The sequence below is a fragment of the Candidatus Pelagibacter sp. genome (genome assembly GCF_052049855.1).
Lineage (GTDB): Bacteria > Pseudomonadota > Alphaproteobacteria > Pelagibacterales > Pelagibacteraceae > Pelagibacter.
In genome coordinates, this window is sequence record NZ_JBNGZE010000003.1 from 59878 (window position 1) to 83536 (window position 23659).

Consider the following 23659-nt stretch of genomic DNA (forward strand, 5'->3'; position numbering starts at 1 on the left):
CTATTTAATTTCACTTTGATCCTCTAATCTTGCTTCGATAGTTTCTGTAGTTAAAGCAATATAAGAATTGTTATTAAAAATAAGATTTATTTCATAAACATCATTATTTTTCAAATAATCTATACCTATTAGTTCTAAAACAGTTTCTTGATTTGATTGATCAATGTTCTTTGATCTTACTTTATCAACAAAATCAAACCTACAAATGCTATTGATTTTTTTATCTTCTTGATCACTTTCAACCTTGGTTCTTTCAATTGATAATAAAAAAACCTTATTGGATGCGAGATATTTTATATCTGCAATTTTAACCTTAGCCCCTGAGCTACAAGCTGAAATCATCTGTAACCCTTCTTGGTCACTTGCTATTATTTTTGCCAAATATTTATTCACTATTTTAATCTTTTAATTTTAACACCTATTTTTTTTAATTTATTTTCTATTTTTTCATAACCTCTATCTAAGTGATAAATTCTGTTAATATATGATTTACCATTAGAAACTATAGCTGCTAGAACCAAAGCAACAGAAGCTCTTAAATCGCTAGACATTAATTCAGCACCAATGAATTTAGTATTTCCTTCTATCGTAGCAGTATTATTTTTAATATTTATTTTTGCTCCTAGTCTTTGCAATTCTGCAACATGCATAAACCTATTTTCAAAAATACTTTCAGTTATTGAGCTTTTGCCAACTGCTTTGCACATTAAAACCATCAATTGTGCTTGAAGATCTGTAGGAATGCCTGGAAACTCTCTAGTTTTGATGCTTTTTATTGATTTTATTTTTTTAGGTCCTTTAATTATGATTTTATTTTCACTAGTTTTAATATTAGCACCAACTTTCTTTAATAATTTTATTTCTGTAACAATAATTTTAGGATTTAAATTATTTATTTGTAAATTACCTTTTGCAAGTGTAGCAGCTACACAGAAGGTACCTGCTTCAATTCTATCAGCCATTACAGAATATTCAATTTCATTCAAGGAATTTACACCTATAATTTCGCAAACTCTTCCACGCCACTTAATTTTTGCTCCAGCTTTATTTAAAAAATTTGTAAGATCTTTAATCTCAGGTTCAATTGCACAATTTTTTAAAACTGTTTTTCCTTTTGCTAAACATGCTGCTATTATAGAATTTTCTGTTGCCCCAACACTTATCTTTGGAAAATTTATAGTTGTTCCGCTAAGTTTTCCTTTTGATTTTGCCAGAATATATCCATCTTTTAATTCATATTTCATACCAAGTTTTTTTAAAGCTGTTAAATGATAATTAACTGGTCTTGCACCAATTAAACATCCACCAGGCAAAGAGGTTTTAGATTTATGGTACTTTGAAATAAGTGGACCTAAAACTAAAATAGAGCCTCGCATTGTTTTGACTAAAGAATAACTCGCAAAAGTTTTCATATTTTTTTTATTTAAAATTTTTGCTGTTTTTTTATCTTTTGATAAAATTATTTTAGAACCAAGAGACTTTAATAAATTTAACATTGTATTAATGTCTCTTACTCTTGGTAAATTATTTATGACTACAGGTTTATCAAATAAAAGTGTTGCAGCTAATATTGGTAGGGATGCATTCTTCGAACCTGAAATTGAAACATTGCCCTTAATTTTACAAGGACCATTAATCAGAAATTTATCCATAAATTACTTTTTAATTTTGGCAACTTGAATTGTGGTTTGGCCCTGGTATTTACCGTTCTTTGATTTATAAGTTGTTTCTGGCTGAGTATCTGATTTGAAAAATAAAAATTGTGCTATTCCCTCATTTGAATAAATTTTTGCAGGATTAGGTGTTGTATTACTTAGCTCAATTACGATGTTGCCCTCAAATTCATTTTCAATTGGAGTAACATTGCAAATAATTCCTGTCCTTGCATAAGTACTTTTTCCAACACAAATACATAAAACGTCTTTTGGTATTCTAAAATATTCTACTGTTTTAGCTAAAACAAATGAGTTTGGTGGGATAATACAGTGTGGCCCTTTTCGCTCTATAAAGTTATCATCAGAAAAATTCTTTGGATCAACCAAAGAACTATTAACATTAGTAAATATTCTATATTCATTGGAGATTCTTACGTCATACCCCATACTACTTAATCCATAAGAAATTTTACCTTCGGAGACTTGATGATCTAAAAATGGCTCTATCATATTGTGCTCTTTGCACATTTTTTTTATCCAAGAATCAGGTTGAATTGACATTATTTATTTTTCTTTTTATTTTTTTTTTGGAAAATTTTTCTTTTCTTCAAATTTTTTTTAAGCGCCAAGCTTAAACGCTCATTTTTTTCTTTTGAACTCATTCTTTATTTGGGTTAGTCAGGAAATCTAAAGAAATTGGTTTATTGGGATCTAATGCAGGTTTTTTTTCCTCTTCTTCCTTTGGGCCTTCTTTAGCTAAACGTTTAGCTTTTTTTTCAGCAAGCTTTCTCTCTCTTTTAGCTTGCTTTTCCATAAGCTTATTACCTTTAGTTGATTTGTAATCGTAATGAATTCCCATAACATTTTCCTAAAATAGATATAAATCATATTAACCAAAAAATTAAGGCAATAATTTGAAAAAAATGCTTTATTATCAATAAAATATAATTTGTGTCCAAGCTCCTGTAGTTAAATGGTATAACAAGTCATTGGTAATGACTAGTTCCCTGGTCAGTACAGGGTGGGAGCACCACTAATTTTTATAAAAAAACTTTCTTAAAAATATCGTAATTAGAATTAAAATAAAGAAAGCTGTAATAGGAATATATATATCAGGTGAAAATATTATGTCAGTTATTCTTGGTACCTCAACATTTTGGTCTATAATTTTTTCTAATCCACTCCCAATAGAAACTGCTAAAAAAATTTGAGGAATTATTCCAATCAATGTAGCAAAGAAAAAATTTATAATCTTAACATTAAATAAAGTTGGTAAGAGACAGCTCAGCTGCCAAGGTATTCCACCTATAAATCGATAAATTAATAAATAATTAAATTCGGATTGTTTAAATTTTATTTCTAAGTTTTGAAACTTATTTAAGAACTTTTCTTTAATAAACTGTTTTAAAAAATAATTTCCAAAAATATACAAAAAAGTGGCACCAACACTCAGGCCTAAAACAACAATAAGTGTTCCTATCCATTTTCCAAATATAAAACCACCCATTAAAGCAACTGGAGATCCAAACCCTAAAAAAGGGAAAACCCAAAGAATAGTTAATATTAAAAAAATAATAGAAATTAAAAATAGGTTAGATTTTTTAAGTTCAAAAAAATAAGATTGGTTGTTTCTTAGAAAATCATATGAAGTAATTTCTGTGAGACTAAATTTTGAAAAAAAGAAATACAAAAATAGGCAAACAATTAATAAATAAGACAAACCAATAAATAATTTAATTTTTTTTGTATTTTCCATGATTCTTCTTATTTTAATGCTTAATCTTCTATTTGCTATTTTAATTATTACTAATATAAAGGGGCAAAAATTATAAAAAACTATATCAAATCTAATTATGAAAAGAACTTACCAACCATCAAATAAAAAAAGAGCTCGAAAACACGGCTTTCGTTCAAAAATGAAAACTAAAGGTGGCAAAAAACTTCTAGCTAGAAGAAGAGCAAGAGGAAGAAAATCACTAACTGTTTCTGTGTAGAATAATGAAAAGCAAAATACTTGCTCTTTCAAAAAACGAAGAATTTAAAAATTTACTTAAACAAAAAAAGATTACCAATAAATATGTAATTATTTTTTTTGGAAAATTACTAAATAAAGATAAAAAAAGACTAAATATCAGTTTTGTGACTAAAAAAAAAATTGGCAATGCAGTAAAGAGAAATAAAATTAAAAGAAGACTAAGAAATATCATGAATGAAGCAGTTAAAAAAATAAAGATAAACTTTGATTATTCATTTCTTGTTATCGCTAAGTCTTCTATGCTAAATAATGAATATAAAATTATAAAAGAAACTCTTTTTCAGGATTTTGCAAAAATAGAATAATGAATATTTTTACTTTAATTTTAATTAAATTTATCAAAGTCTATAAATATTTGATTAGTCCATTATTAGGTCATTCTTGTAGATATTTACCAACATGTTCTGAATACAGCATAGATGCTTTAAAAGAATACGGTTTTTTTAAAGGTATATTTATTAGTGTAAAAAGAATTTTATCCTGCCATCCAATAAAATTTTTAGGGGGTGGCGAAGGGTTTGATCCAGTTAAAAAAGAAATGGAGGATAATAAATAATGGAAACCAGAAATATAATTGCTGCCATAAGTTTATCAGCTGCTGTAATTATATTGTACTCGCTATTTTTTGCACCACCTCCTGTAACGAAAGAAAATTTAGCTGAAGAAACTAAAACTGAAAGGAATTCAGATGCACCTAGTCTTGATAAAAAAGAAAATGTAACCGAAATTTCACGAGAAGAAGCATTACAACAAAGCGAAAGAATTCAATTTGAAAACCAAAGTATTGTTGGTTCTATCTCATTAAAAGGGGCTGCAATAGATGATCTAACTTTCAAAGAATATAATGTTAGTTTGGAAAGCGATGAAAAAGTAAAATTTCTTGCACCTCGAAGCTCTAAAGCAGGCTATATAATAGAAAGTGGTTTTATAACTACTGATAAAAATATAAATATTCCAAATGCAGATTCAATTTGGTCAATTTCTGGAAATAATAAATTAACTGATCAATCTCCTATAAAACTAAGTTGGACTAATGATCAAGGCATCACTTTTGAAAAAGAAATTGCATTAGATGATAAGTTTTTATTTACAATAAAACAAAGAGTTATAAATTCTACTGATAAAAACTATGACTTCTATTCTTATGGACAAATTATAAGAAATCAAATCCCAGAAGGTTTAACCGATTTTTACATTCTTCATGAAGGTCCTATCGCTACGTTAGATGAAGAATTAATTGAAGAGGATTATGACGATATTGAAGAGAAAAAATTTTCAAGGACAGCACAAAAAGGATGGTTAGGAATTGGAGATAAATACTACATATCAACACTTATTCCACCAAGAGAAAAAGAATTCAAAACTACAATGGATTATAAAAACAAGTACAGGATAAACTTTGTTACAACAGAACCATTAGAGTTGAATGGAAATTCTTCCATAGAAGAAAATTTACAAGTAATTGTAGCTGCAAAACGGGTTGATGTGATTGATGGATACGCAGAATCATTAAAAATTGATAAATTTGATTTAACAATTGACTGGGGCTTCCTGTACTTTTTAACTCGACCTTTGTTCACCGCTTTAGAGTATTTCTTTAAAATATTTGGTAATTATGGATTAGCAATTATTGCTGTTACTGTTTGTATTCGTGTAGCATTTTTTCCACTTGCTAATTTTTCATTCAGAAGCATGGCTAAGATGAAAGCTCTTCAGCCAGAAATGGCAAGACTTAAGGAAGTGCATAAAGATGATAAGATGAAATTACAACAAGCAATGATGGCTCTTTATAAAAAAGAGAAGGTAAATCCTATGAGTGGGTGCCTTCCCATTTTAATTCAGATTCCAGTGTTCTTTGCTCTTTATAAAGTTTTATTTGTAACCATAGAAATGCGTCATATGCCTTTTTATGGTTGGATCCAAGATTTAAGTGCTAAAGATCCTACTTCTATATTTAATTTATTTGGATTGTTTCCTTATGACGTACCTTCTTTCCTTGTAATTGGAGCATGGCCAGTTGCTATGGGGGTATCAATGTGGGTGCAACAAAAATTAAATCCTGCTCCAACAGATCCAATGCAAGCAAAAATATTTATGTTTTTCCCATTATTTTTAACAGTTATTCTTGCACCATTCCCAAGTGGTTTAGTAATTTATTGGACAGTTAATAACATTTTAACAATGGCTCAGCAGGTTGTAATAATGAAACGTACAACAGTTAAAACTGTAACCTAATTAAAATAAAATAAATGGACCTTGAAAAGATACTACCTAAAAATGGGCCGCCATTAAATGAGGTAACTAAATACGTTGAAAAATACAAAAATGATTTGATAGTAATTAAATATGGTGGAAACGTTTTAATTGATAGAAACGTATTTAATAACTTCATAATAGATCTTAGTGTTCTAAATAAATTGGGCCTTGCAACTGTTGTGATTCATGGTGGTGGACCTAGAATTAAAAGAGAGCTAGAAAAATCAAATATTCAATCAAAATTTATAAGAGGACTAAGAGTAACCGATAAACATATAATTAATATTGTTGAATCTGTTTTGATTGATTTTAATGATGACATTGTTAATTCTTTAAAAGAAAAAGGAACAGAGGCAATCTCTATTCACACAAAAAATAATAATATTATAAAAACTATACCAGAAGAAGAGGAGCTAGGATTTGTAGGAATACCAAATGAAATTAATAATGAACAAATATTAAAGATAATTAATCAAAATAAAATTCCTATAATTTCACCACTAGGATTAGGTAAAGGAAGTCAAACATATAATATTAATGGAGATACTGCCGCAATGGCCATAGCAAAATCTTTAAAATCAAGAAGACTTTTATTGATGACGAATGTGGATGGTGTCCTAGATAAAAATAAAAAATTGATAGAAGAAATTTCCTCATCTGAGGTTATGGAGATGATTGAAGATAAAACTATTACAGAGGGCATGATACCTAAAATAAATGCGTGCTTAGATGCAGTGAGTAATGGAGTAACAGCAGTTGGTATAATCAATGGCACAAAACCACATTCATGTTTATGGGAAATATTCTCTGACAAGGGATCTGGGACTCTAATAAGACAATGAAAGAATTAAAGAATATCAAAAATATATTATTTGATTGTGATGGGGTGCTCTACAGTGATCTTGAAGGAGTATTTGGTCAAGTAAGTAAAAAAATGACTCAATATATCTCAAAAAAATTAAATGTAGATTTAAAAGAAGCAAAGGAATTACAAACAAATTATTTTCATAAATATAACACTAGCCTAAATGGTTTAATGATACATCACGATATACCTCCAAAAGAATTTTTAGACTACGTGCATGATATTAATTTAGATTTTTTAGAAAAAGATACTGCTTTAAGGAATGAGCTAGAAAATATTAAACTAAACAAATTTGTGTTTACAAATGGTAGCAAAGAACATGTTAAAAATATAACTACTCACTTAGGAATTGACGATCAATTTGATGGTGTATTTGATATTGTAGATGCTGAATACAGTCCAAAACCTGAGGCAAAAACATTTGATCTAATGTTAAAGAAATTTAAAATTGATCCAACTGAGACACTTTACATTGAAGATATTGCAAAAAACTTATCTATTGGAAAAAAAAGAGGAGCAAAAACAGTTTGGTTAATCAATGATGAATACTGGGGGAAAAAAGAGTCTGATGAAGAGTATATTGATTACAAAATTGAAAATCTTTCTTTATTTTTAAAAGAAATAAGGTTATTAAAAAACTCATAAAACTATGAGTATTGAGAAAATTATAAATGAAGCGTGGGAAAATAAAGACCAAGTAAGTCAAAATTCAGATAAATCTTTAAAGGATGCTGTTAATCAAATTATTGATGATTTAGACAGTGGAAAAGCAAGAGTAGCAGAAAAGATCAATGGTGAATGGGTTACACATCAACATCTAAAAAAAGCGATCATGTTAAGCTTTAGAATGTATCCAATGGAAAATTTAAATGGTCCATACAGTAGCTGGTATGACAAAGCTCATTTACTTAAAGGAAAAACAGCTGGATGGACAAAAGAAGATCATGAAAAAGCAGGTTTTAGAATGGTACCTAATTCGCCAGTAAGAAAAGGATCATTTGTAGGAAAGAATGCGGTTTTGATGCCATGTTATGTAAATATTGGAGCGTATATTGATGAGGGAACAATGATGGATACATTTAGTCGTGCAGGAAGTTGTTGTCAGATTGGAAAAAATTGTCATATCTCAGCCGGTACTGGAGTTGGAGGTGTATTAGAACCTGCTCAAGCATTACCAACAATTATTGAGGATAATGTTTTCTTAGGAGCAATGTCTGAAGTAGTAGAAGGTGTAATAGTTGGAGAAGGCTCTGTTCTAAGTATGGGAATGTATATTGGACAATCAACAAAAATTGTTAATAGAAAAAATGGTGAAATCACTTATGGAAAAATTCCACCTTATTCAGTGGTAGTCCCGGGATCTTTGCCAGATAAAAACAATCCACAAGCACCATCTTTATATTGCGCAGTAATAATTAAACAAGTTGATGAAAAAACAAGATCAAAAACATCAGTTAATGATCTTTTAAGAGAATAAAAATGCAAAAAATTAATGAACTACAATTAGCTAAAGAGCTAATTAGGTTTCCATCTGTTACAAAAACTGATGCAGGTATAATTAAATTTTTAGAAAAAAAATTAAATAAACTTGGGTTTAAGACTAAAATACTCGAGTTCAAAGATAAAAATAGTTATCCTGTAAAAAATCTCTATGCAAGACTTGGTAACTCAAGTCCAAATTTTTGTTATGCAGGCCATTTGGATGTAGTGCCACCTGGTAATTTAAATGATTGGATTGTTAATCCATTCAAACCTGCTGTTAAAAAAGGATACTTAATTGGCAGAGGTGCAAATGATATGAAAAGCTCGATAGCCGCATTTGTTACTGCGGTAAATGACTTTTCTAAGAAAAACAAAAAATTTGATGGGTCTATTAGTCTTCTAATTACTGGAGACGAAGAAGGAATTGCAATTAATGGAACAAAAAAAGTTGTTGAATATTTGAGAAAAAGAAAAGAAAAAATAGATTTTTGCTTGGTAGGAGAGCCTACCAATCCAAATAAGCTAGGAGAAATGATAAAAATTGGTCGTAGAGGTAGTATGACTGGAAAATTATCTGTCATTGGAATTCAGGGTCATGTCGCTTACCCAAAAAGAGCTAACAATCCGTCAACAGCTTTAGTCCAAATACTAAAAGAGTTAAAAGAAATTAAATTTGATAAAGGAACAAAAGATTTTCAACCTACAAATTTAGAAATAACAAAAATTAACATTGATAATTCAGCCGATAATGTAATTCCAGGATTGGCAAGTGCTTCCTTTAATATAAGATTTAATAACAAACATACATCTTTCAAATTAAAGAATAAGATAAATAAAATAATTAAAAAATTGTGTAATAAAAATAAATCAAAATTTAAAATTGAATATAGTGTTTCAGGTGAGGCTTTTTTAACTAAACCAAATAAAACTACATTTATGATTCAAAATACAATTAAAAAAATTGCTAAAATAAAACCAAAATTATCTACGACTGGTGGTACTTCGGATGCAAGATTCATAAGAAAAATAGCTCCATGTTTAGAATTTGGATTAGTTGGGAAAACTATGCATAAAGTGGGAGAATGTGTGGCCTTATCTGATTTAAAAAGATTAACTTTAATTTATACTAAGATATTAGATAACTACTTTAAGTGAAAACTGGTTTAATTACATCTAATACATCTCAAAATCATGATACAGGTCCTGGTCATCCAGAACAAATAGCAAGAGTATCCGTCATAGAAGAAAATTTTAAAAAATTTAATAACAAAAACCTTTTATGGAAGAAACCAACTAAAGTTTCAGATGATATTCTTTTGATAACACACGAAAAAAATTATTTAAATTTAGTAAAAAGTTCTTTTCCAAAAAAAGGTTTTTCTTCACTTGATGGTGATACAATCATTTCACCTGGAAGCAAAGGCGCGACTTTTGATGCAGTTGGATCAATAATTGCCGCAATTGATGGAGTAGAAAAAAAAGAATTTAGAAATGCATTTTGTGGTGTTCGACCTCCTGGACATCATAGCTCACAAAATAAGGCTGCTGGTTTTTGCATTTTAAATTCAGTGAGCATTGGTGCAAATTATTTGTTGAAAAAATATAAATATAAGAAAGTTGCAATAATAGATTTTGATGTACATCATGGTAATGGAACGCAGGATATTTTTTATGAAAATGAAAATGTTCTTTTTATATCAACTCACCAATATCCCTACTATCCAGGAACTGGTTCGGAGCAAGAAAAAGGGAAGTTTAACAATATATTTAATATACCTTTGCCAGCTGGCATAAGCTCAGAAGAATATTTAAACGTATTTGACCGTGTATTAAAAAAATTGGAGGAATTTAGACCAGAGTTTGTATTGATTAGCGCTGGTTTTGACGCCCATGAGGATGACCCTCTTGCTCAATTTAATTTAAAAACAGAGGATTATTTTACAATTACCAAAAGAATATTAGAAGCTTCTAAAAAATTTTGTAATGGAAAAGTTGTTTCAATTTTGGAGGGCGGTTATGATCTAAATGCTCTTCGAGACAGCACTAAAAGACACGTTGATGCTCTTTTAGAATTTAATTGATAATTCTTAAGAAAACTCTAAATAAAAAATTTCATGAAGTTATATAAAATAAAAAAATCAGGCATTGATAATAAAGGTAGAGGACTTTATGCAACTCGCGACATTAAAGAAGGAACTAAAATAATTGACTATGTTGGAAAACTTATAACAAAAAAACAAACACAAGACTCTGATAAGTACGATAATAGTAAACCAATATATTTATTTACAATAAATAAAAGATACGACCTAGATGGAGATTTTTCATGGAATACCGCGGGTTTAATTAATCATTCTTGTGATAATAATTGTGATTATGATGGAAAGGGATTGAAGGTTTGGGTCAAAGCAATCAAAGATATTAAAAAAGGCGAGGAGTTTACCTGTGATTATGGATTTGGTTATGATGAAAACTACAAACAATTTCCTTGTAAATGTAAATCAAAAAACTGTTGTGGGTATATTGTAAGAGCTGAATCTAGATGGCGAATAAATAAAAAGTTTGCTATGAGCAATAAAAATCAATTAATAAAGAACTCTAAATAAAAATAAACCACTTGGTGGTGCTGGAGGCGCACACAGTGTTCTTTTTTTTGACTTAAATCTCTTTTCAAAAGTTTTCAAATCCCATTTAGTTTCTCCCAAATATTTTAAACAACCAATCATAGATCTAACCTGATGTTGTAAAAATGATTGAGAACTAAATTGAAATTCAATTTTATTTTTTGATGATTTAATTTTAATTGATTTAATAGTTTTAATTGGACTTTTAGCTTGACAGCTTGAAGATCTAAAAGTTGAATAATCATTGGTTCCTAATAACTTTTTTGCACCCTTTTTCATTAAGTCTAAATTTAAAGGCCTACGAACATGCCACGCTCTATTTTTTTCAATTATTGGTTGGCTTATTTGATTAAAAATAAAGTATTTATAAATTCTTTGTTTTGCTGAAAATCTAGCATGAAATTTATTATTTCTTTTTTTAATATTTTTAATTGCAATGTTCTTTAAATTTAAAAAATGATTAATTGATTTTAAAAATTTAATTTTATCGGTTATTTTATTTTTGCAATCAAAGTGCGCAGATTGCTCAAATGCATGAACCCCTGCATCAGTTCTTCCTTGGCCATGTAAAATAATTTTTTCTTTTAATAGTTTTGATAATTTTTCTTGAATTAATCCTTGGATTGTTGGCCCCTTTTTTTGAATTTGCCAACCTCTAAAATTTGTCCCTACATACTCAATGAGTATTTGGTATCTATTCATTACAAAAATGAACCCTTTTTAATTTGTGTTCCTAAAACAAATTCCCCAATGCTTTGAGGTTTTTTTCCTTCTCTTTGTATTTTTTTAATTTTTATTGATTTTTTATCTCCACATGAAATTTCTAAATGTTCAGATAAAACCTCACCTGGTTTTCCTTGTGCTTGTCCAATTTCTGCTTTTAATATTTTATATCTCTCACCATTAAACATGAAATAGGCTCCTGGAACTGGATAAAGTCCATTTATTTTACCAATTATAATTTTAGCATCTTCTTTCCAATTAATCTGCCCCTCTAATTTTTGAATTTTTGGTGCGTATGTCGCTGATGAGTGATCTTGTTCTATAAAGTTTGCTTTATCTTCATATATATTATCGATATTATCTAAAATTTTCTCTGCAGCCAAACTTGATAGCTTTTCATTAATATCTTCAGCGTTTAAATTGTTTTCTATATTAATTTTATAAATATTACATACAGGTCCTGTATCTAGTTCCTCTCTTATTTTCATAATACTAATTCCTGTCTCTTTATCTAAATTCATAATTGATCTTTGAATAGGAGCAGCACCTCTCCATTTTGGAAGAATAGATGCATGTATATTAATAAATCCTTTTTTAGTTAAATTTAAATATGACTTGGGTATAATTTGACCATAAGCAACAACTATTACTAAATCTGCCTCTAAAGATTTAAAATACTCTAATTCCTCTAAATTTTCTTTTAATGAATTTGGTGTTCTAAATTCTATGTTTAAAGTTTCTGAAATTAATTGAATTGGTGACTTGTTAATTTTTTGACCTCTTTTAGATTTTTGAGGTGGTTGTGTATAAACGCAAGAAATAGGAAATCCATTTTGATAAAGTGATTTTAAAATTGGAACAGCGAACATGGGTGTACCCATAAAAACTATTTTCTTTAGCATGTTTAAAGAACTGCTGCTGTAGATTTTTTCTTAGATAATTTTTTAATTATCATTGACCTTTTTAATTTTGAAAGATAATCAATAAATAGTATTCCCTCTAAATGGTCCATTTCATGCTGAATACATGTTGCAAGAAGACCATCTGCCTTTAGCAATTTCTTTTCTCCATGATAATCAAGATATTCTACTTCACACTTGCTAGGTCTATCAATTTCTGCAAACTGATTTGGCACAGAAAGACATCCCTCCTCATAAGTTGCTTTTTCTGAGTCTTTATTCTTAATAACTGGATTTACGAAATATCTTGGCTCTTTTTTAGTCTCATCTTTACTTATATCCATTACAATAATTCTCTTTGGTACACCAACTTGTATCGCTGCGAGACCAATTCCATTTGCGTCATACATTGTCTCAAGCATATCATCCATCAATTTTTGCTCCTCTTTTCCAACGCCATTGACTGGTTTAGAAATTTGTCTAAGCAATTTATTAGGTTCTGTTATTATAGTTCTGATAGCCATAACTTGATTTTATTATAATTTTTACACTTTTAAAGGAAGAACTTTTAGCAATAGTTTATTTCTAATTAAATCAACATTTAGTTGATTTAAAGTATTGATAATAAAATAAACTGTATCTTCATCAATATTTTCAATTTTGTCAGGTCCAATTACCTCAATTATTCTCAACAATGCAGCACCAATCTCATTATTATCTATCATTGTTTGAATATCGGCAGGCATTTCTGATTGCTTTACCTCATAAAGACTGTCATATTTTTTTGAAATTTCAACTCCATCAGATTTAAGCGCCTCTAAAAAAATTATATCTTTTTTTGATAAAAAATATTTTTTATCTTTTTTAATTTTCTTTAAAAATTTATCTAGATCCTCTTCAATTTTAGATTTTGCATAGTCCCCATTAAAATAATTTATAAGTTTTGATTGATGCAAAATTTTACTATTATATTTAATCTTTTTATCTGCTGTCTCTTTCTTGTTTAGATTACTATTATAAAATGTTGTAAAATTTGATGGAACATCCTCAACATTAATTTCACTTAAAAATTTTTTTAATTCCAAATCGAAGGCATCGCCAATATCATCAGATATGAATAGATCCTTTAAAAGTTTTATAAATTCTAATTTGATTTTTGGTTCTTCTGTTAAAAGAGCTCTTTGATATAAAAGAGCGCGTCCCTCGATTGAAGATAAAGATTTATAAGCCTCTTTTGCGTTTAAAAATTGATTAATATTAAATTGGAATTTTTTATAAAATTCGAATAACTCCTCTTCAGAATAATTTTTATCATTAACAGCTTTTTCTATTGTAGAAATTTTTTCTACATCGGTAATTTCTATATCTTGAATTTTAAAAAGTAAATTAGCAGCTGAAAGATATTTCCAAATTATTTTAGGTGTATCTCCTGTTGGTTCATAGGAAAACTCAGAGTTAGTTCTATGAGCTAAATGAAAATCTAAAATTGAATTTATTGATATTTGTTTATCCGCATCATCTAGATATCCAAATAAATAATTTATTTTGTTTTCGTAATAACTATCTTCAAAACCTAACTCTTTTTTTAAATCTAAGATTAGTTGTGCCTCTTCATTTTTTCCATAATTGATTAAGCAATATAAATTAAATTTTGATAGATATTCATCTTGAATGGGTTCAGAATTTTTAGAAAAAATCTCACATGATTTTTTTATGTTTGATTCTGATAAATAAGTATCTACCAAATATCTTGTTAAATTTGGATGCAAATTTATAATTTGATTTTTAATTAAATACTCTTCTATTAATTCTAAGTTTGCATCCTTTATTAACCAATCAGATTTAAAGCTCATGAATTCTTTCTCAGTAATATTTTGAGTTGGGGAATAAGCGTTGGTTAATAAAGATATGTGCATTATATCAGATGCATCCTCAGAAAGATTAAACTTATTAATATTCTCAAATAAATTTTTTAATTTAGTTCCATCAGAATTTGACCACATATCCATACTCAAACCGTATTCACTAGGATCGTATAATCCAACAATTTTAATTTCTTTTGATAAAAATTCTTTATCAAGTTTAATAGTATCTGTTTGTTTATTTGTTTGTAGTTCGTAAACACTATTCTGAGTAGTAACGCTAGAATTTTCACTTGAAATATTTGTTTCTGAAATAACTTGATTATTTTTTTTTTCTATATTCCAAATATCAATCGGTTTCTCTTCTGCAAACGCAGATGTAAAAAAAATAAGACAAACTAATTTATTTAAAAGAATTTTCTTATTTAACAATTTTAAAATTTTCATTTGGAATAATTTTTTCAATTTCTTTTTTAGGTGCAGGAAAATCAATTGTACTTAGAAAAAAAATAATACCTAAAATAACCCCTAATCCAATTATAGATTTAATCACAAGTCCTATGATACTTGCTTTGCCTGAACTTGTGTTTTTAATGAATTGCATATACTTTTAGATAATTTCAAATTAAGACATATTTATGTTTTTTCAATAAAGAAACTTATGAAATCAAAAGAAAATCTAGTTTTTTTGGGGATGATGGGTTCTGGTAAGAGCTCTATTGGATCTTTAGTAGCTAAGAAATTAAAATTAAATTTTGTCGATATTGATAAAGAAATTGAAAAAAATTTAAACATTACAATAAAAAAAATCTTTGAAGTAAAGGGTGAAAATTATTTTAGAAAAATTGAAGAACAAACAACTTTAAAAAAACTTAAATTAAGTTCTACTGTGATTTCACTTGGTGGGGGAGCTTTTACAAATAACAATATTAGGAAAGAAATTTTAAAAAATCATTTATCTTTTTGGCTAAATTGGGATGATAAAACATTGTTAAATAGAATTAAAAACAGTAAAAAAAGACCATTAGCGATTAATGCAACAGATACTGAGTTAATTGATTTAATTAAGAAACGATCTAACATTTATTCTAAAGCTTTATATGAGATAAAATGTGATAATCTTACTAAAATTGAAATAGTAAAAAAAATTGTTGGAATTTATGAAACAAGTTAAATTAAACATAGTAACTAAAACTGAAAAATATCCAATAATTATTGGATCAAATTTGACCTCAAGTGTATCAAAAATTTTTAAATCTAATTCAATTGATTTTGATAAATGTTTAATTGTTGTTGATAAAAATGTTCCAAAAAAATTTGTCTCAAATATTAAAAAGTCTTTAAAAAATAAAAGTATTTTTGTGTTATTTTTTAATGCTAGTGAAAAAAATAAAAATATTAATAGCGTTAATAAAATTCTAGAAGTTTTATTAAATAAAAACTTTTCAAGAAATGATGTTTTAATTTCTTTAGGAGGAGGAATTACAGGAGATGTAAGTGGTTTTGCGGCTAGTCTTTTTAAAAGGGGCCTAAAGTTTGCAAATATTCCAACAACTCTTTTAGCTCAAGTTGATTCATCAATCGGGGGAAAAACTGGGGTTAATTCTAAATATGGTAAAAATTTAATAGGAAGCTTTTATCAACCATCACTGGTTCTCTCGGATATTCAATTTCTTAAATCTTTATCAAAAAGAGAAATAATTTGTGGATATGGAGAAATATTGAAGCATTCATTAATTGATAATAAAAAATTTTTTAGTTTTTTAAATAAAAATCTTAAAAAAGTTTTAAGTCTTTCTTCTCCATTTATTGAAAAAGCAATTTATGAAAGTTGTAAAATTAAAAAAAAAGTAGTTGAAAAAGATGAAAAAGAAATAGCATTAAGAAAAATATTAAATTTTGGCCATACATTTGCCCATGCTTATGAGGCAGGCTTAGGGTACAGCCATAAACTAAATCATGGTGAAGCCGTGATACTTGGAATGAAAACAGCACTGAGTTTTAGTTTTAAGGAAAACATGCTAAATAAAAGTGAATATAATTTAATTGTAAATCATATTGGTAATTCTGGTCTACCTTCTTCTTTAAAAAAATATTTTTCTATCAGAGATTTGAATAAGATTTTATCTTTTATGATCAAAGATAAAAAAAATAATTCTAAAAAAATTAACTTAGTTTTGTTAAAAAAAATTGGTAAGCCAATTTTCAACAAACAATACTCCAAAAAAAAGTTGAATTTATTTCTGAAAAATTTTTTAATTAATTAAAATTTGGATTGAGTGAATAAATTCTTTTAATTCTTGATCTAAAATCTTGTAAATTTTTTTATTACTTTCAATTTTATTCATTTTTTTTAGCTCTTCAGAAACAATAATTAATTTTAAATGATATTTTCCTTCTTGATTTCCTTTATGATTTTTATGAAGAAAAGATTTATCTTCAATATTTATGCTTTCAATATTAATTTGATTTAATAATTTATTTTTTACAATTGTAATTAACTCATTTATATCCATATATGTTATTATATATCATGAAAAATATTTGTGACTGGAATAATTGTAATGAAATAGGTGAATATAAGGCGCCGGTTGAAAAAGATAACAGCAGAAAATTTAGAATGCTTTGCCTTGAACATGTAAAAGAATTTAATAAAAATTGGAACTATTTTTCAGGAATGAATGATGACCAAGTAATGGATTTTTTAAAATCTGACATGACTTGGCACAAACCCACACAAAGCTTTAGCTCTTCAGATAATTTTTTCAAAGTGTTATGGAATACAACTTTAAGAGATGAGTTAGATAAAGAAAAAATAAATGGAGAATATAATCATATGCGTCAATTTAAATTTGATCATAAAGATATAAAAGCTTTTGGAATATTGGGAGTTTCTGTGGGTTTAAAGTGGAAGAAAATACAAGATAAATTCAAATTACTTGTGAAAAAATTTCACCCTGATATGAATTCTGGAAATAAAAAATACGAGGAAAAACTTAAACTTATAACTTTGGCTTACACCCAACTAAAAAATACCTATAGAGAAAAAATTGACACCAAATCTTAATACAGAACCAGATATTAAAGTTTCATTAAAACAAACTTTTGGAATTGATTCAGAAATGGAAGTTGACGCATTTTCAAAAAAAAATGAATATGTTCCTGAAATTGACAAAAATTACAAGTTCGATAGAGATACTACTTTAGCTATTATTTCAGGATTTGCGTTTAATAAAAGAGTTTTAGTTCAAGGATATCATGGCACTGGAAAATCTACTCACATTGAACAAATAGCTGCAAGATTAAATTGGCCCTGTATCCGTGTAAATTTAGATAGTCATGTAAGTAGAATTGATTTGATTGGAAAAGATGCGATCGTTCTAAAAGATGGCAAACAAGTAACACAGTTTAATGAAGGAATTTTACCATGGTCTATACAAAATCCAGTTGCACTTGTATTTGATGAATATGATGCTGGTAGACCTGATGTAATGTTTGTAATTCAAAGAGTTTTGGAAGCTGAGGGAAATTTTACATTACTAGATAAAAACAAAGTAATTAAACAAAATAAATTTTTTAGATTATTTGCTACTTCAAATACTGTGGGACTGGGTGATACGACAGGTCTTTATCATGGTACACAGCAAATTAACCAAGGTCAGATGGACAGATGGAATATCGTTACAACATTAAATTATCTTAGCCTGGATAGAGAAATGGATATTGTGTTGTCTAAAAATAAAAATCTAAATAATGCAAAAGGTAAAGAAAAAGTTGCCAATATGATAAAAGTTGCATCCCTTACACGTAAAGGATTTATAGCAGGAGATATTTCAACGGTAATGAGTCCTAGAACTGTATTGCATTGGGCTGAAAATTCTGAAATTTTTAAAGACACTGGTTACGCTTTTAGAGTAACTTTTCTAAATAAATGTGATGATATTGAGAAAAATACTATCGCAGAATATTATCAAAGATGTTTTGGGGAAGAATTGCCAGAGTCTTTGGTTAATATTCAAATTTAAATGAGCTCTAAAGAATCAAACTTAAAAGAAAAATTCAGAATTGCTTTAAATTCAACAGCAAAAGTAATTGCTGATGATTTTGATTTAAATAAAAAAAACTTCGAAGAAAAAAAAGCTAAAGATATTATTTCATTAGAAATTGATAGTCTTACTAATCCAAGCGACTTTATAAGACTACGTGCAGAGACAGACTCAAGCGCCCTTAAAAAAAAATTTTCTAGTGAGTTAATTTATAAAAAAAACTTACCTAGCAACAATTCGTCTAGATCACTTTATAATATTGCTGAAAAAATTAGATATGAGGCCCTTGGTGGTAAAATGCTTAAAGGTATTGAAAAAAACTTTCATGAAAACTATTCACAAATAATTAATCGTAAAAGAAAAGATCAATTAAAAACAAAAGATGATGTACCTGTGGCAGAGGCTTTTGAATTATATATGCTAAAAAACTTTCATAAAATAAAGTTAAATGCTCTAACTTCTAGAATGTTAAATTTTTGGGAAAAAGATTTTGAAAATTCTATTGAAAAACATAAGGAATTTTTGATGAATAATCTAGAGGATCAAAATACTTACTCCTCAAAGTTTTCTCAAATATTGGAAGAAATGGATATTTTTCAAAGTGATGAAGATAACGAAAAAGAGCAAGAAAATCAGGATCAGGGGCAAGACAATCCTTCAAATGATGATCAAAACAGCGATACAGATGATAGCAAAGATGAAAACAATGACCAGGAAACCCAAGCATCTCTAGACGCTGATTATAGCATTGATGAATTTAATTTAGATGAACAGCTCAACGAAGTTGAATCTGATGAACAAAGTTCAGAACAAATAGTAAAAAAAAATATAGATAATATAAATCTTGATTATAAAATTTTTACTACACAGTATGATGAAATAGTAAAAGCTGAGAATTTAGAAAATGCTGATGAAGCAACTAAACTAAGAAAAAGTTTAGATCAACAGCTAATTGGTTTCCAAGATGTTATAACAAAATTAGCAAATAAACTTCAAAGACAATTGCTTGCAAAACAAAATAGGGCTTGGGAATTTGATTTAGAGGAAGGGTTATTAGACAGCTCTAAACTTCCAAGAATTATTATGGACCCTTATAATTCTTTATCTTTTAAAAAAGAGAAGGACTTAGATTTTAAAGATACGGTAGTAACTTTATTAATTGATAATTCTGGATCCATGAGAGGCAGACCAATTACTATTGCAGCTATATGTGCTGATATCTTGTCTAGAACTCTTGAAAGATGCTCGGTAAAAGTTGAAATTTTAGGTTTCACAACTAAAAACTGGAAAGGTGGACAATGTAGAGAGCTCTGGACAAAAAATTCAAAACCTAAAACGCCGGGTAGATTAAATGATTTAAGACATATAATATACAAGGGTGCAGATACTCATTGGAGACAAGCAAAAAATAATTTGGGACTAATGCTTAAAGAGGGTTTGCTTAAAGAAAATATTGATGGAGAAGCAATATCGTGGGCTTTTAATAGAATTAAAAAAAGAAAAGAAGAAAGAAAAATTCTGATGGTGATTTCAGATGGAGCACCTGTAGATGATTCAACTCTTTCCGTAAATTCAGGAGACTTTTTAGAAAAACATTTAAAAAAAATAGTAAAATTTATTGAAAATAAATCAGATATCGAAGTTCTAGCCATAGGAATAGGTCACGATGTTTCAAGGTACTATGACAAAGCAATAAAGATTACTGATGTAAATGAATTAGGAGATGTTATGATATCTCAATTAAGTTCATTATTTGAAACAAAGAAAAAATTCCACTAAATATTAAATAACTCTTTATTCTTCCATTTGATATTAACTTCAGCTCCACCACGTGTTTTTGAATTTCTACAATTTACTGTTGCAAAATTTTTTTCTAATAAAGTTTTTCCAATAAACAGTCCAAGACCAAGGCCTTGCTTAGACTTATCATTTGGAGAATTTGATTTTAAATATGGTTCTCCAATTTTTGATATAATATCTCTGGGGTAACCATTGCCATCATCCTCAATAGTAATCTCTGTGCTTTCACTATCACTTTTTACATTAACAAAAATATTGTTTTTGGCAAATTTATTAGCATTTCCTATGAAATTTCTTAATCCATAAACTATCTCAATAGATTTGCTTATTTTTTTAGGGTTAGAGTCCTGATCAAAATTTAAAATAAAATCTTTTTTACTAATTTCTTTAAATGATGAAATAATTTCACTTAAATAATCTCTAATATTTATATCTTTATCTATAAATTCATCTTCTTCAACCGGGTTAAGAGTTAAACGCTTCAAGATTTCATTACATCGATCAACCTGACTATTTAATAGTTCTATATCTTTTTCTATATCCTTCTGACCCTTAAATTGTTTCATTAAATCGTGAGAAATTATTGTTATTGTTGAAAGTGGAGTGCCTAAAGAATGGGCTGCAGCAGCTGCTTGACCTCCTAGAGATAAAAGCTCATGTTCTTTAGCCATCACTTCCTCCATTTTTCCCAATGCCTCTTTTCTTAATCTTGATTGTGTTCCAAATGTCATTGCAAAGTAATTTAAAAATACCAAAGCAATGATTAATGATGTTGGTATAGAGTAATAAAAATAATGATTATTATGAAGATCACTATTTAAATTAATTGGTAAATCTTGATAATAAAAAGTTAAAAATATAATTATAATTATCGTTAAGATAACTAATAAAGTATTAGTAACAAAGCTTAAATTCGATGACGAAAATACACTTGGTATTAATAAAAAAATTACAAAGGGATTCATTATTCCACCAGATAAGTAAAGTAAAATACCCAATTGCAAAATATCAATAAATAAAAAAAGAAAAGCTGATCTATCTGAAAGTTGTGTTTTTTTATAAATAAAAATTAAATATAGGTTGCTTAATACACCTAAAAATATTATTAAATTTGATGTAACAAAATCAAAATTAGAATTTAAAAAAAAATATACAAAATTTACTGCAATCAATTGTCCTAAAATTCCAATCCATCTTAAAGCTACATATGTCGATTTTTTAAATGAATGATGTTTTGAAGTTTGAAAAAACCTCATTTTTAAATGTCAAGATTCTGAACATTTATAGCATTTGATACTATAAAATCTTTTCTCAATGCAACATCATTTCCCATCAAAGTATGTATTAAACTTTGATCTTTTTTTAAATCTTTAGAATATTTCACTTGAAGTAAATTTCTTTTTTCAGGATCTAGTGTTGTGCTCCATAACTCTTCCGGGTTCATTTCTCCTAAACCTTTAAATCTTTGAATATTCATTTTTGATTTTTCTAAGTCAATGGTTTTGGAATATTCTTTTGAGCTTTTTTTAATTTTTTTTAATTCTTTATTATTATTTATAATATAATTTTCTAACTCTTCTTCATCCTTGATATAAATACCCTTGGAACCTTTGTTGATCTTAAATAATGGTGGTTGTGCTAAATAAACATGGCCATTTTCAATTAATTTATTGAATGGCTTATTATTAAAAAATGTTAAAAGAAGAGCTCTTATATGTGATCCATCTACATCAGCGTCAGTCATAATAATTATTTTTCCATATCTCAAATCTTTTAAATCAATCTCTTGTGCTTTTGGATCTAAACCTAAAGCATTTATTAAAGTAACTATCTCATTTGAAGAAATCATTTTGGATAAAGCTTTTGTTCTATGATCAGATCCATTTCCATTACCATTCCCATTTTTCTTCACCTTAAAGTCTTCTACATACGTATTTAATATTTTGCCTCTTAGAGGTAAAACCGCTTGATTTGCTCTATTTCTTCCTTGTTTTGCTGAACCACCTGCTGAATCCCCCTCTACAATAAATAGTTCTGTTCCCTCTTGTTTTCCAATTTGGCAATCAGCTAATTTTCCTGGAAGACCACTTAATTCTAGGGCTCCTTTTCGTCTAACATTTTCTCTAGCCTTTCTAGCAACGTCTCTGGCCATTGCTGCTTGTATAATTTTAGCTAAAATTATTTTTGCAATCGAAGGATTTTGATCAAACCAAGTAGATAATTTTTCATTTACAAGCGTTTCTACTATCATTCTGACTTCTGATGAAACTAGTTTATCTTTTGTTTGTGAAGAAAACTTTGGATCAGGAATCTTGGTTGATAGAACACATGTAAGACCTTCTTTTATGTCATCACCTGAAATCGCCAATTTATTTTTCTTCAGTAAATTATTTTCATTAGCGTATTTGTTAATTACCCTGGTTAGCGCACTTCTAAAACCTAATAAATGAGTTCCACCATCTTTTTGATAAATATTGTTTGTATATGCAAAAATATCTTCTGTATATCCAGCATTCCATTTTAAAGAACACTCTAATTCAATATTATTTTTTTTACCTTCAATATAAATCGGCTTTTTAAATAAATCATTTCCATTTTTGTTTTGTAACTTTTCTCTTTTTTCATCTAAGAAATCAACAAATTCTAAAACACCACCATCAAATTTAAACTCTGAAATTTTCTCTTTCTTTTGACTCGCATCTGTAAATTTTATTCTAATCCCTTTATTTAAAAATGCTAACTCTCGCATCTTTTTAATAAGAATATTTGGACTAAACTTTATTGAAGAGAAGATTTCTTTTGAAGGTAAAAATGTTATTTGTGTACCAGTATTTTTTTCTTTACCTATTATTTTTAATGGAGCTTTAGCTTCTCCATTTTGAAACTCTATATAATATTTTTTTCCATCCCTGTATATTTCTAACTTTAATTTTTCTGACAACGCGTTAACAACAGAAACACCTACTCCATGTAATCCACCTGAAACTTTATAAGACTCATGATCGAATTTTCCACCAGCATGAAGTTGGGTCATAATAACTTCTGCGGCTGATTTTTTTTCTCCTTTATGGATATCTACTGGAATACCTCTACCATCATCATTTACTGTAACAGTTCCATCAGGATTTATTTTTACACTAATATTCTTACAATAACCTGCTAGAGCTTCATCAATTGAGTTGTCAACAACTTCATAAACCATGTGATGCAGACCAGTGCCGTCGTCTGTATCCCCAATATACATTCCGGGTCTTTTTCTAACAGCTTCAAGACCTTTCAAAACTTTAATAGAATCTGCTTGATATGTATTTTTATTTGTCATTTTTAAATTTTTGGAAATAAAAAATTATAACATTTTTTAAAAAAATTGCTGATTAATCTTTTAAAATTAAAATTATATCAATTAAATTAT

At 28.0% G+C, this 23659-nt stretch carries 28 protein-coding genes; 15 read left to right on the forward strand and 13 right to left on the reverse strand.

The features are described from left to right. From ACTT9X_RS05845 to ACTT9X_RS05865, 5 genes are all read right to left on the reverse strand, one after another. Positions 1–393, reverse strand: a complete 393-nt coding sequence (locus ACTT9X_RS05845; RefSeq protein ID WP_440934703.1) for a DUF2948 family protein — start codon at positions 391–393, stop codon at positions 1–3. After that, complete coding sequence (gene murA, locus ACTT9X_RS05850) at positions 393–1652, reverse strand: UDP-N-acetylglucosamine 1-carboxyvinyltransferase (RefSeq protein ID WP_440934704.1); 1260 nt, start codon at positions 1650–1652, stop codon at positions 393–395. Before murA ends, ACTT9X_RS05845 begins: the two co-directional genes overlap by 1 nt. A 3-nt stretch (positions 1653–1655) precedes the next feature. After that, entirely contained in the window at positions 1656–2216 is a 561-nt protein-coding gene (dcd, locus tag ACTT9X_RS05855; RefSeq protein WP_440934705.1) for a dCTP deaminase, read from the reverse strand. A gap of 97 nt (positions 2217–2313) precedes the next feature. Next, positions 2314–2514, reverse strand: coding sequence for a hypothetical protein (locus ACTT9X_RS05860; RefSeq protein WP_440934706.1), 201 nt, complete (start codon positions 2512–2514; stop codon positions 2314–2316). A gap of 174 nt (positions 2515–2688) precedes the next feature. Further along, positions 2689–3411, reverse strand: coding sequence for a TVP38/TMEM64 family protein (locus ACTT9X_RS05865; protein ID WP_440934707.1), 723 nt, complete (start codon positions 3409–3411; stop codon positions 2689–2691). Positions 3412–3508: 97 nt separating this feature from the next. On the opposite strand from ACTT9X_RS05865, the gene rpmH reads away from it, so the two are divergent. The 10 genes from rpmH to ACTT9X_RS05915 are packed head-to-tail and all read left to right on the forward strand — an operon-like array spanning position 3509 to position 10899. Beyond that, positions 3509–3649, forward strand: a complete 141-nt coding sequence (gene rpmH / locus ACTT9X_RS05870) for a 50S ribosomal protein L34 (protein WP_023854404.1) — start codon at positions 3509–3511, stop codon at positions 3647–3649. A 4-nt stretch (positions 3650–3653) separates the two neighbouring features. Next, positions 3654–3995: a ribonuclease P protein component gene (gene rnpA, locus ACTT9X_RS05875; RefSeq protein ID WP_440934708.1), complete on the forward strand. Its 342-nt coding sequence runs from the start codon at positions 3654–3656 to the stop codon at positions 3993–3995. Then, the gene (gene yidD / locus ACTT9X_RS05880) at positions 3995–4246 is read left to right on the forward strand and encodes a membrane protein insertion efficiency factor YidD (protein ID WP_440934709.1); all 252 of its coding nucleotides are present in this window, start codon (positions 3995–3997) and stop codon (positions 4244–4246) included. The genes rnpA and yidD overlap by 1 nt, the downstream gene beginning before the upstream one ends. Further along, a complete protein-coding gene (gene yidC, locus ACTT9X_RS05885; RefSeq protein ID WP_440934710.1) occupies positions 4246–5925 on the forward strand; it encodes a membrane protein insertase YidC in 1680 nt (559 codons plus the stop codon). Before yidD ends, yidC begins: the two co-directional genes overlap by 1 nt. A 14-nt stretch (positions 5926–5939) precedes the next feature. Continuing rightward, positions 5940–6788, forward strand: a complete 849-nt coding sequence (argB, locus tag ACTT9X_RS05890) for an acetylglutamate kinase (protein ID WP_440934711.1) — start codon at positions 5940–5942, stop codon at positions 6786–6788. Next, the gene (locus ACTT9X_RS05895) at positions 6785–7456 is read left to right on the forward strand and encodes a pyrimidine 5'-nucleotidase (protein ID WP_440934712.1); all 672 of its coding nucleotides are present in this window, start codon (positions 6785–6787) and stop codon (positions 7454–7456) included. The genes argB and ACTT9X_RS05895 overlap by 4 nt, the downstream gene beginning before the upstream one ends. A 4-nt stretch (positions 7457–7460) precedes the next feature. Next, positions 7461–8288 carry a 2,3,4,5-tetrahydropyridine-2,6-dicarboxylate N-succinyltransferase gene (gene dapD, locus ACTT9X_RS05900; RefSeq protein WP_440934713.1) on the forward strand — a complete coding sequence of 276 codons (828 nt, stop codon included), beginning with the start codon at positions 7461–7463 and terminating at the stop codon, positions 8286–8288. Positions 8289–8290: 2 nt separating this feature from the next. After that, positions 8291–9448 (forward strand): succinyl-diaminopimelate desuccinylase, encoded by a 1158-nt coding sequence (gene dapE / locus ACTT9X_RS05905; RefSeq protein WP_440934714.1) that lies wholly within the window; start codon positions 8291–8293, stop codon positions 9446–9448. After that, positions 9445–10374, forward strand: coding sequence for a histone deacetylase family protein (locus ACTT9X_RS05910; protein WP_440934715.1), 930 nt, complete (start codon positions 9445–9447; stop codon positions 10372–10374). The genes dapE and ACTT9X_RS05910 overlap by 4 nt, the downstream gene beginning before the upstream one ends. A gap of 33 nt (positions 10375–10407) precedes the next feature. After that, on the forward strand, positions 10408–10899 hold the full coding sequence (locus ACTT9X_RS05915; RefSeq protein WP_440934716.1) for an SET domain-containing protein: 492 nt from the start codon (positions 10408–10410) through the stop codon (positions 10897–10899). Here the strand turns inward: ACTT9X_RS05915 and truA are convergent. Genes truA through ACTT9X_RS05940 form a run of 5 tightly spaced genes read right to left on the reverse strand, consistent with a single transcriptional unit; the run spans position 10879 to position 15005 of the window. After that, positions 10879–11619, reverse strand: coding sequence for a tRNA pseudouridine(38-40) synthase TruA (gene truA, locus ACTT9X_RS05920; RefSeq protein WP_440934717.1), 741 nt, complete (start codon positions 11617–11619; stop codon positions 10879–10881). The two genes, ACTT9X_RS05915 and truA, sit on opposite strands and share 21 nt — an antisense overlap. Then, positions 11619–12542 (reverse strand): methionyl-tRNA formyltransferase, encoded by a 924-nt coding sequence (fmt, locus tag ACTT9X_RS05925; protein WP_440934718.1) that lies wholly within the window; start codon positions 12540–12542, stop codon positions 11619–11621. Before fmt ends, truA begins: the two co-directional genes overlap by 1 nt. 2 nt (positions 12543–12544) lie before the next feature. After that, a complete protein-coding gene (def, locus tag ACTT9X_RS05930; protein WP_440934719.1) occupies positions 12545–13063 on the reverse strand; it encodes a peptide deformylase in 519 nt (172 codons plus the stop codon). Between the two features lie 21 nt (positions 13064–13084). Then, entirely contained in the window at positions 13085–14848 is a 1764-nt protein-coding gene (locus tag ACTT9X_RS05935; RefSeq protein WP_440934720.1) for a hypothetical protein, read from the reverse strand. Then, positions 14823–15005: a hypothetical protein gene (locus ACTT9X_RS05940; RefSeq protein ID WP_072091133.1), complete on the reverse strand. Its 183-nt coding sequence runs from the start codon at positions 15003–15005 to the stop codon at positions 14823–14825. Before ACTT9X_RS05940 ends, ACTT9X_RS05935 begins: the two co-directional genes overlap by 26 nt. A gap of 57 nt (positions 15006–15062) precedes the next feature. Here ACTT9X_RS05940 and ACTT9X_RS05945 point away from each other — a divergent pair, with 57 nt between their 5' ends. Both ACTT9X_RS05945 and aroB read left to right on the forward strand, forming a co-directional pair. After that, complete coding sequence (locus ACTT9X_RS05945; protein ID WP_440934721.1) at positions 15063–15575, forward strand: shikimate kinase; 513 nt, start codon at positions 15063–15065, stop codon at positions 15573–15575. Beyond that, the gene (aroB, locus tag ACTT9X_RS05950; protein ID WP_440934722.1) at positions 15562–16668 is read left to right on the forward strand and encodes a 3-dehydroquinate synthase; all 1107 of its coding nucleotides are present in this window, start codon (positions 15562–15564) and stop codon (positions 16666–16668) included. Before ACTT9X_RS05945 ends, aroB begins: the two co-directional genes overlap by 14 nt. On the opposite strand, the gene ACTT9X_RS05955 is transcribed toward aroB, so the two are convergent. Next, the gene (locus tag ACTT9X_RS05955; protein WP_440934723.1) at positions 16657–16917 is read right to left on the reverse strand and encodes a BolA/IbaG family iron-sulfur metabolism protein; all 261 of its coding nucleotides are present in this window, start codon (positions 16915–16917) and stop codon (positions 16657–16659) included. The two genes, aroB and ACTT9X_RS05955, sit on opposite strands and share 12 nt — an antisense overlap. 17 nt (positions 16918–16934) lie before the next feature. Between ACTT9X_RS05955 and ACTT9X_RS05960 the strand changes: the two genes are divergently transcribed. From ACTT9X_RS05960 to ACTT9X_RS05970, 3 genes are read left to right on the forward strand one after another with little or no spacing between them, the layout of a single operon-like run. Beyond that, entirely contained in the window at positions 16935–17468 is a 534-nt protein-coding gene (locus ACTT9X_RS05960; protein WP_440934724.1) for a J domain-containing protein, read from the forward strand. After that, positions 17452–18426: a cobaltochelatase subunit CobS gene (gene cobS / locus ACTT9X_RS05965; RefSeq protein WP_075484811.1), complete on the forward strand. Its 975-nt coding sequence runs from the start codon at positions 17452–17454 to the stop codon at positions 18424–18426. The genes ACTT9X_RS05960 and cobS overlap by 17 nt, the downstream gene beginning before the upstream one ends. Next, positions 18427–20226, forward strand: a complete 1800-nt coding sequence (locus tag ACTT9X_RS05970; protein ID WP_440934725.1) for a cobaltochelatase CobT-related protein — start codon at positions 18427–18429, stop codon at positions 20224–20226. It begins immediately after the preceding gene. Here the strand turns inward: ACTT9X_RS05970 and ACTT9X_RS05975 are convergent. Together ACTT9X_RS05975 and ACTT9X_RS05980 are read right to left on the reverse strand one after the other, a co-directional pair. Then, positions 20223–21503: an ActS/PrrB/RegB family redox-sensitive histidine kinase gene (locus ACTT9X_RS05975; RefSeq protein WP_440934726.1), complete on the reverse strand. Its 1281-nt coding sequence runs from the start codon at positions 21501–21503 to the stop codon at positions 20223–20225. The genes ACTT9X_RS05970 and ACTT9X_RS05975 overlap by 4 nt on opposite strands. A gap of 2 nt (positions 21504–21505) precedes the next feature. Beyond that, positions 21506–23569, reverse strand: a complete 2064-nt coding sequence (locus ACTT9X_RS05980; RefSeq protein ID WP_440934727.1) for a DNA gyrase subunit B — start codon at positions 23567–23569, stop codon at positions 21506–21508. Between the last annotated feature and the right edge of the window lie 90 nt (positions 23570–23659).

Coding starts and splice junctions, on each gene's coding strand:
- murA (WP_440934704.1), bottom strand. CDS start 1,652: ATGGATAAATTTCTGATTAATGGTCCTTGTAAAATTAAGGGCAATGTT.
- dcd (WP_440934705.1), bottom strand. CDS start 2,216: ATGTCAATTCAACCTGATTCTTGGATAAAAAAAATGTGCAAAGAGCAC.
- ACTT9X_RS05860 (WP_440934706.1), bottom strand. CDS start 2,514: ATGGGAATTCATTACGATTACAAATCAACTAAAGGTAATAAGCTTATG.
- ACTT9X_RS05865 (WP_440934707.1), bottom strand. CDS start 3,411: ATGGAAAATACAAAAAAAATTAAATTATTTATTGGTTTGTCTTATTTA.
- rpmH (WP_023854404.1), top strand. CDS start 3,509: ATGAAAAGAACTTACCAACCATCAAATAAAAAAAGAGCTCGAAAACAC.
- rnpA (WP_440934708.1), top strand. CDS start 3,654: ATGAAAAGCAAAATACTTGCTCTTTCAAAAAACGAAGAATTTAAAAAT.
- yidD (WP_440934709.1), top strand. CDS start 3,995: ATGAATATTTTTACTTTAATTTTAATTAAATTTATCAAAGTCTATAAA.
- yidC (WP_440934710.1), top strand. CDS start 4,246: ATGGAAACCAGAAATATAATTGCTGCCATAAGTTTATCAGCTGCTGTA.
- argB (WP_440934711.1), top strand. CDS start 5,940: ATGGACCTTGAAAAGATACTACCTAAAAATGGGCCGCCATTAAATGAG.
- ACTT9X_RS05895 (WP_440934712.1), top strand. CDS start 6,785: ATGAAAGAATTAAAGAATATCAAAAATATATTATTTGATTGTGATGGG.
- dapD (WP_440934713.1), top strand. CDS start 7,461: ATGAGTATTGAGAAAATTATAAATGAAGCGTGGGAAAATAAAGACCAA.
- dapE (WP_440934714.1), top strand. CDS start 8,291: ATGCAAAAAATTAATGAACTACAATTAGCTAAAGAGCTAATTAGGTTT.
- ACTT9X_RS05915 (WP_440934716.1), top strand. CDS start 10,408: ATGAAGTTATATAAAATAAAAAAATCAGGCATTGATAATAAAGGTAGA.
- truA (WP_440934717.1), bottom strand. CDS start 11,619: ATGAATAGATACCAAATACTCATTGAGTATGTAGGGACAAATTTTAGA.
- fmt (WP_440934718.1), bottom strand. CDS start 12,542: ATGCTAAAGAAAATAGTTTTTATGGGTACACCCATGTTCGCTGTTCCA.
- def (WP_440934719.1), bottom strand. CDS start 13,063: ATGGCTATCAGAACTATAATAACAGAACCTAATAAATTGCTTAGACAA.
- ACTT9X_RS05935 (WP_440934720.1), bottom strand. CDS start 14,848: ATGAAAATTTTAAAATTGTTAAATAAGAAAATTCTTTTAAATAAATTA.
- ACTT9X_RS05940 (WP_072091133.1), bottom strand. CDS start 15,005: ATGCAATTCATTAAAAACACAAGTTCAGGCAAAGCAAGTATCATAGGA.
- ACTT9X_RS05945 (WP_440934721.1), top strand. CDS start 15,063: ATGAAATCAAAAGAAAATCTAGTTTTTTTGGGGATGATGGGTTCTGGT.
- aroB (WP_440934722.1), top strand. CDS start 15,562: ATGAAACAAGTTAAATTAAACATAGTAACTAAAACTGAAAAATATCCA.
- ACTT9X_RS05955 (WP_440934723.1), bottom strand. CDS start 16,917: ATGGATATAAATGAGTTAATTACAATTGTAAAAAATAAATTATTAAAT.
- ACTT9X_RS05960 (WP_440934724.1), top strand. CDS start 16,935: ATGAAAAATATTTGTGACTGGAATAATTGTAATGAAATAGGTGAATAT.
- ACTT9X_RS05970 (WP_440934725.1), top strand. CDS start 18,427: ATGAGCTCTAAAGAATCAAACTTAAAAGAAAAATTCAGAATTGCTTTA.
- ACTT9X_RS05975 (WP_440934726.1), bottom strand. CDS start 21,503: ATGAGGTTTTTTCAAACTTCAAAACATCATTCATTTAAAAAATCGACA.
- ACTT9X_RS05980 (WP_440934727.1), bottom strand. CDS start 23,569: ATGACAAATAAAAATACATATCAAGCAGATTCTATTAAAGTTTTGAAA.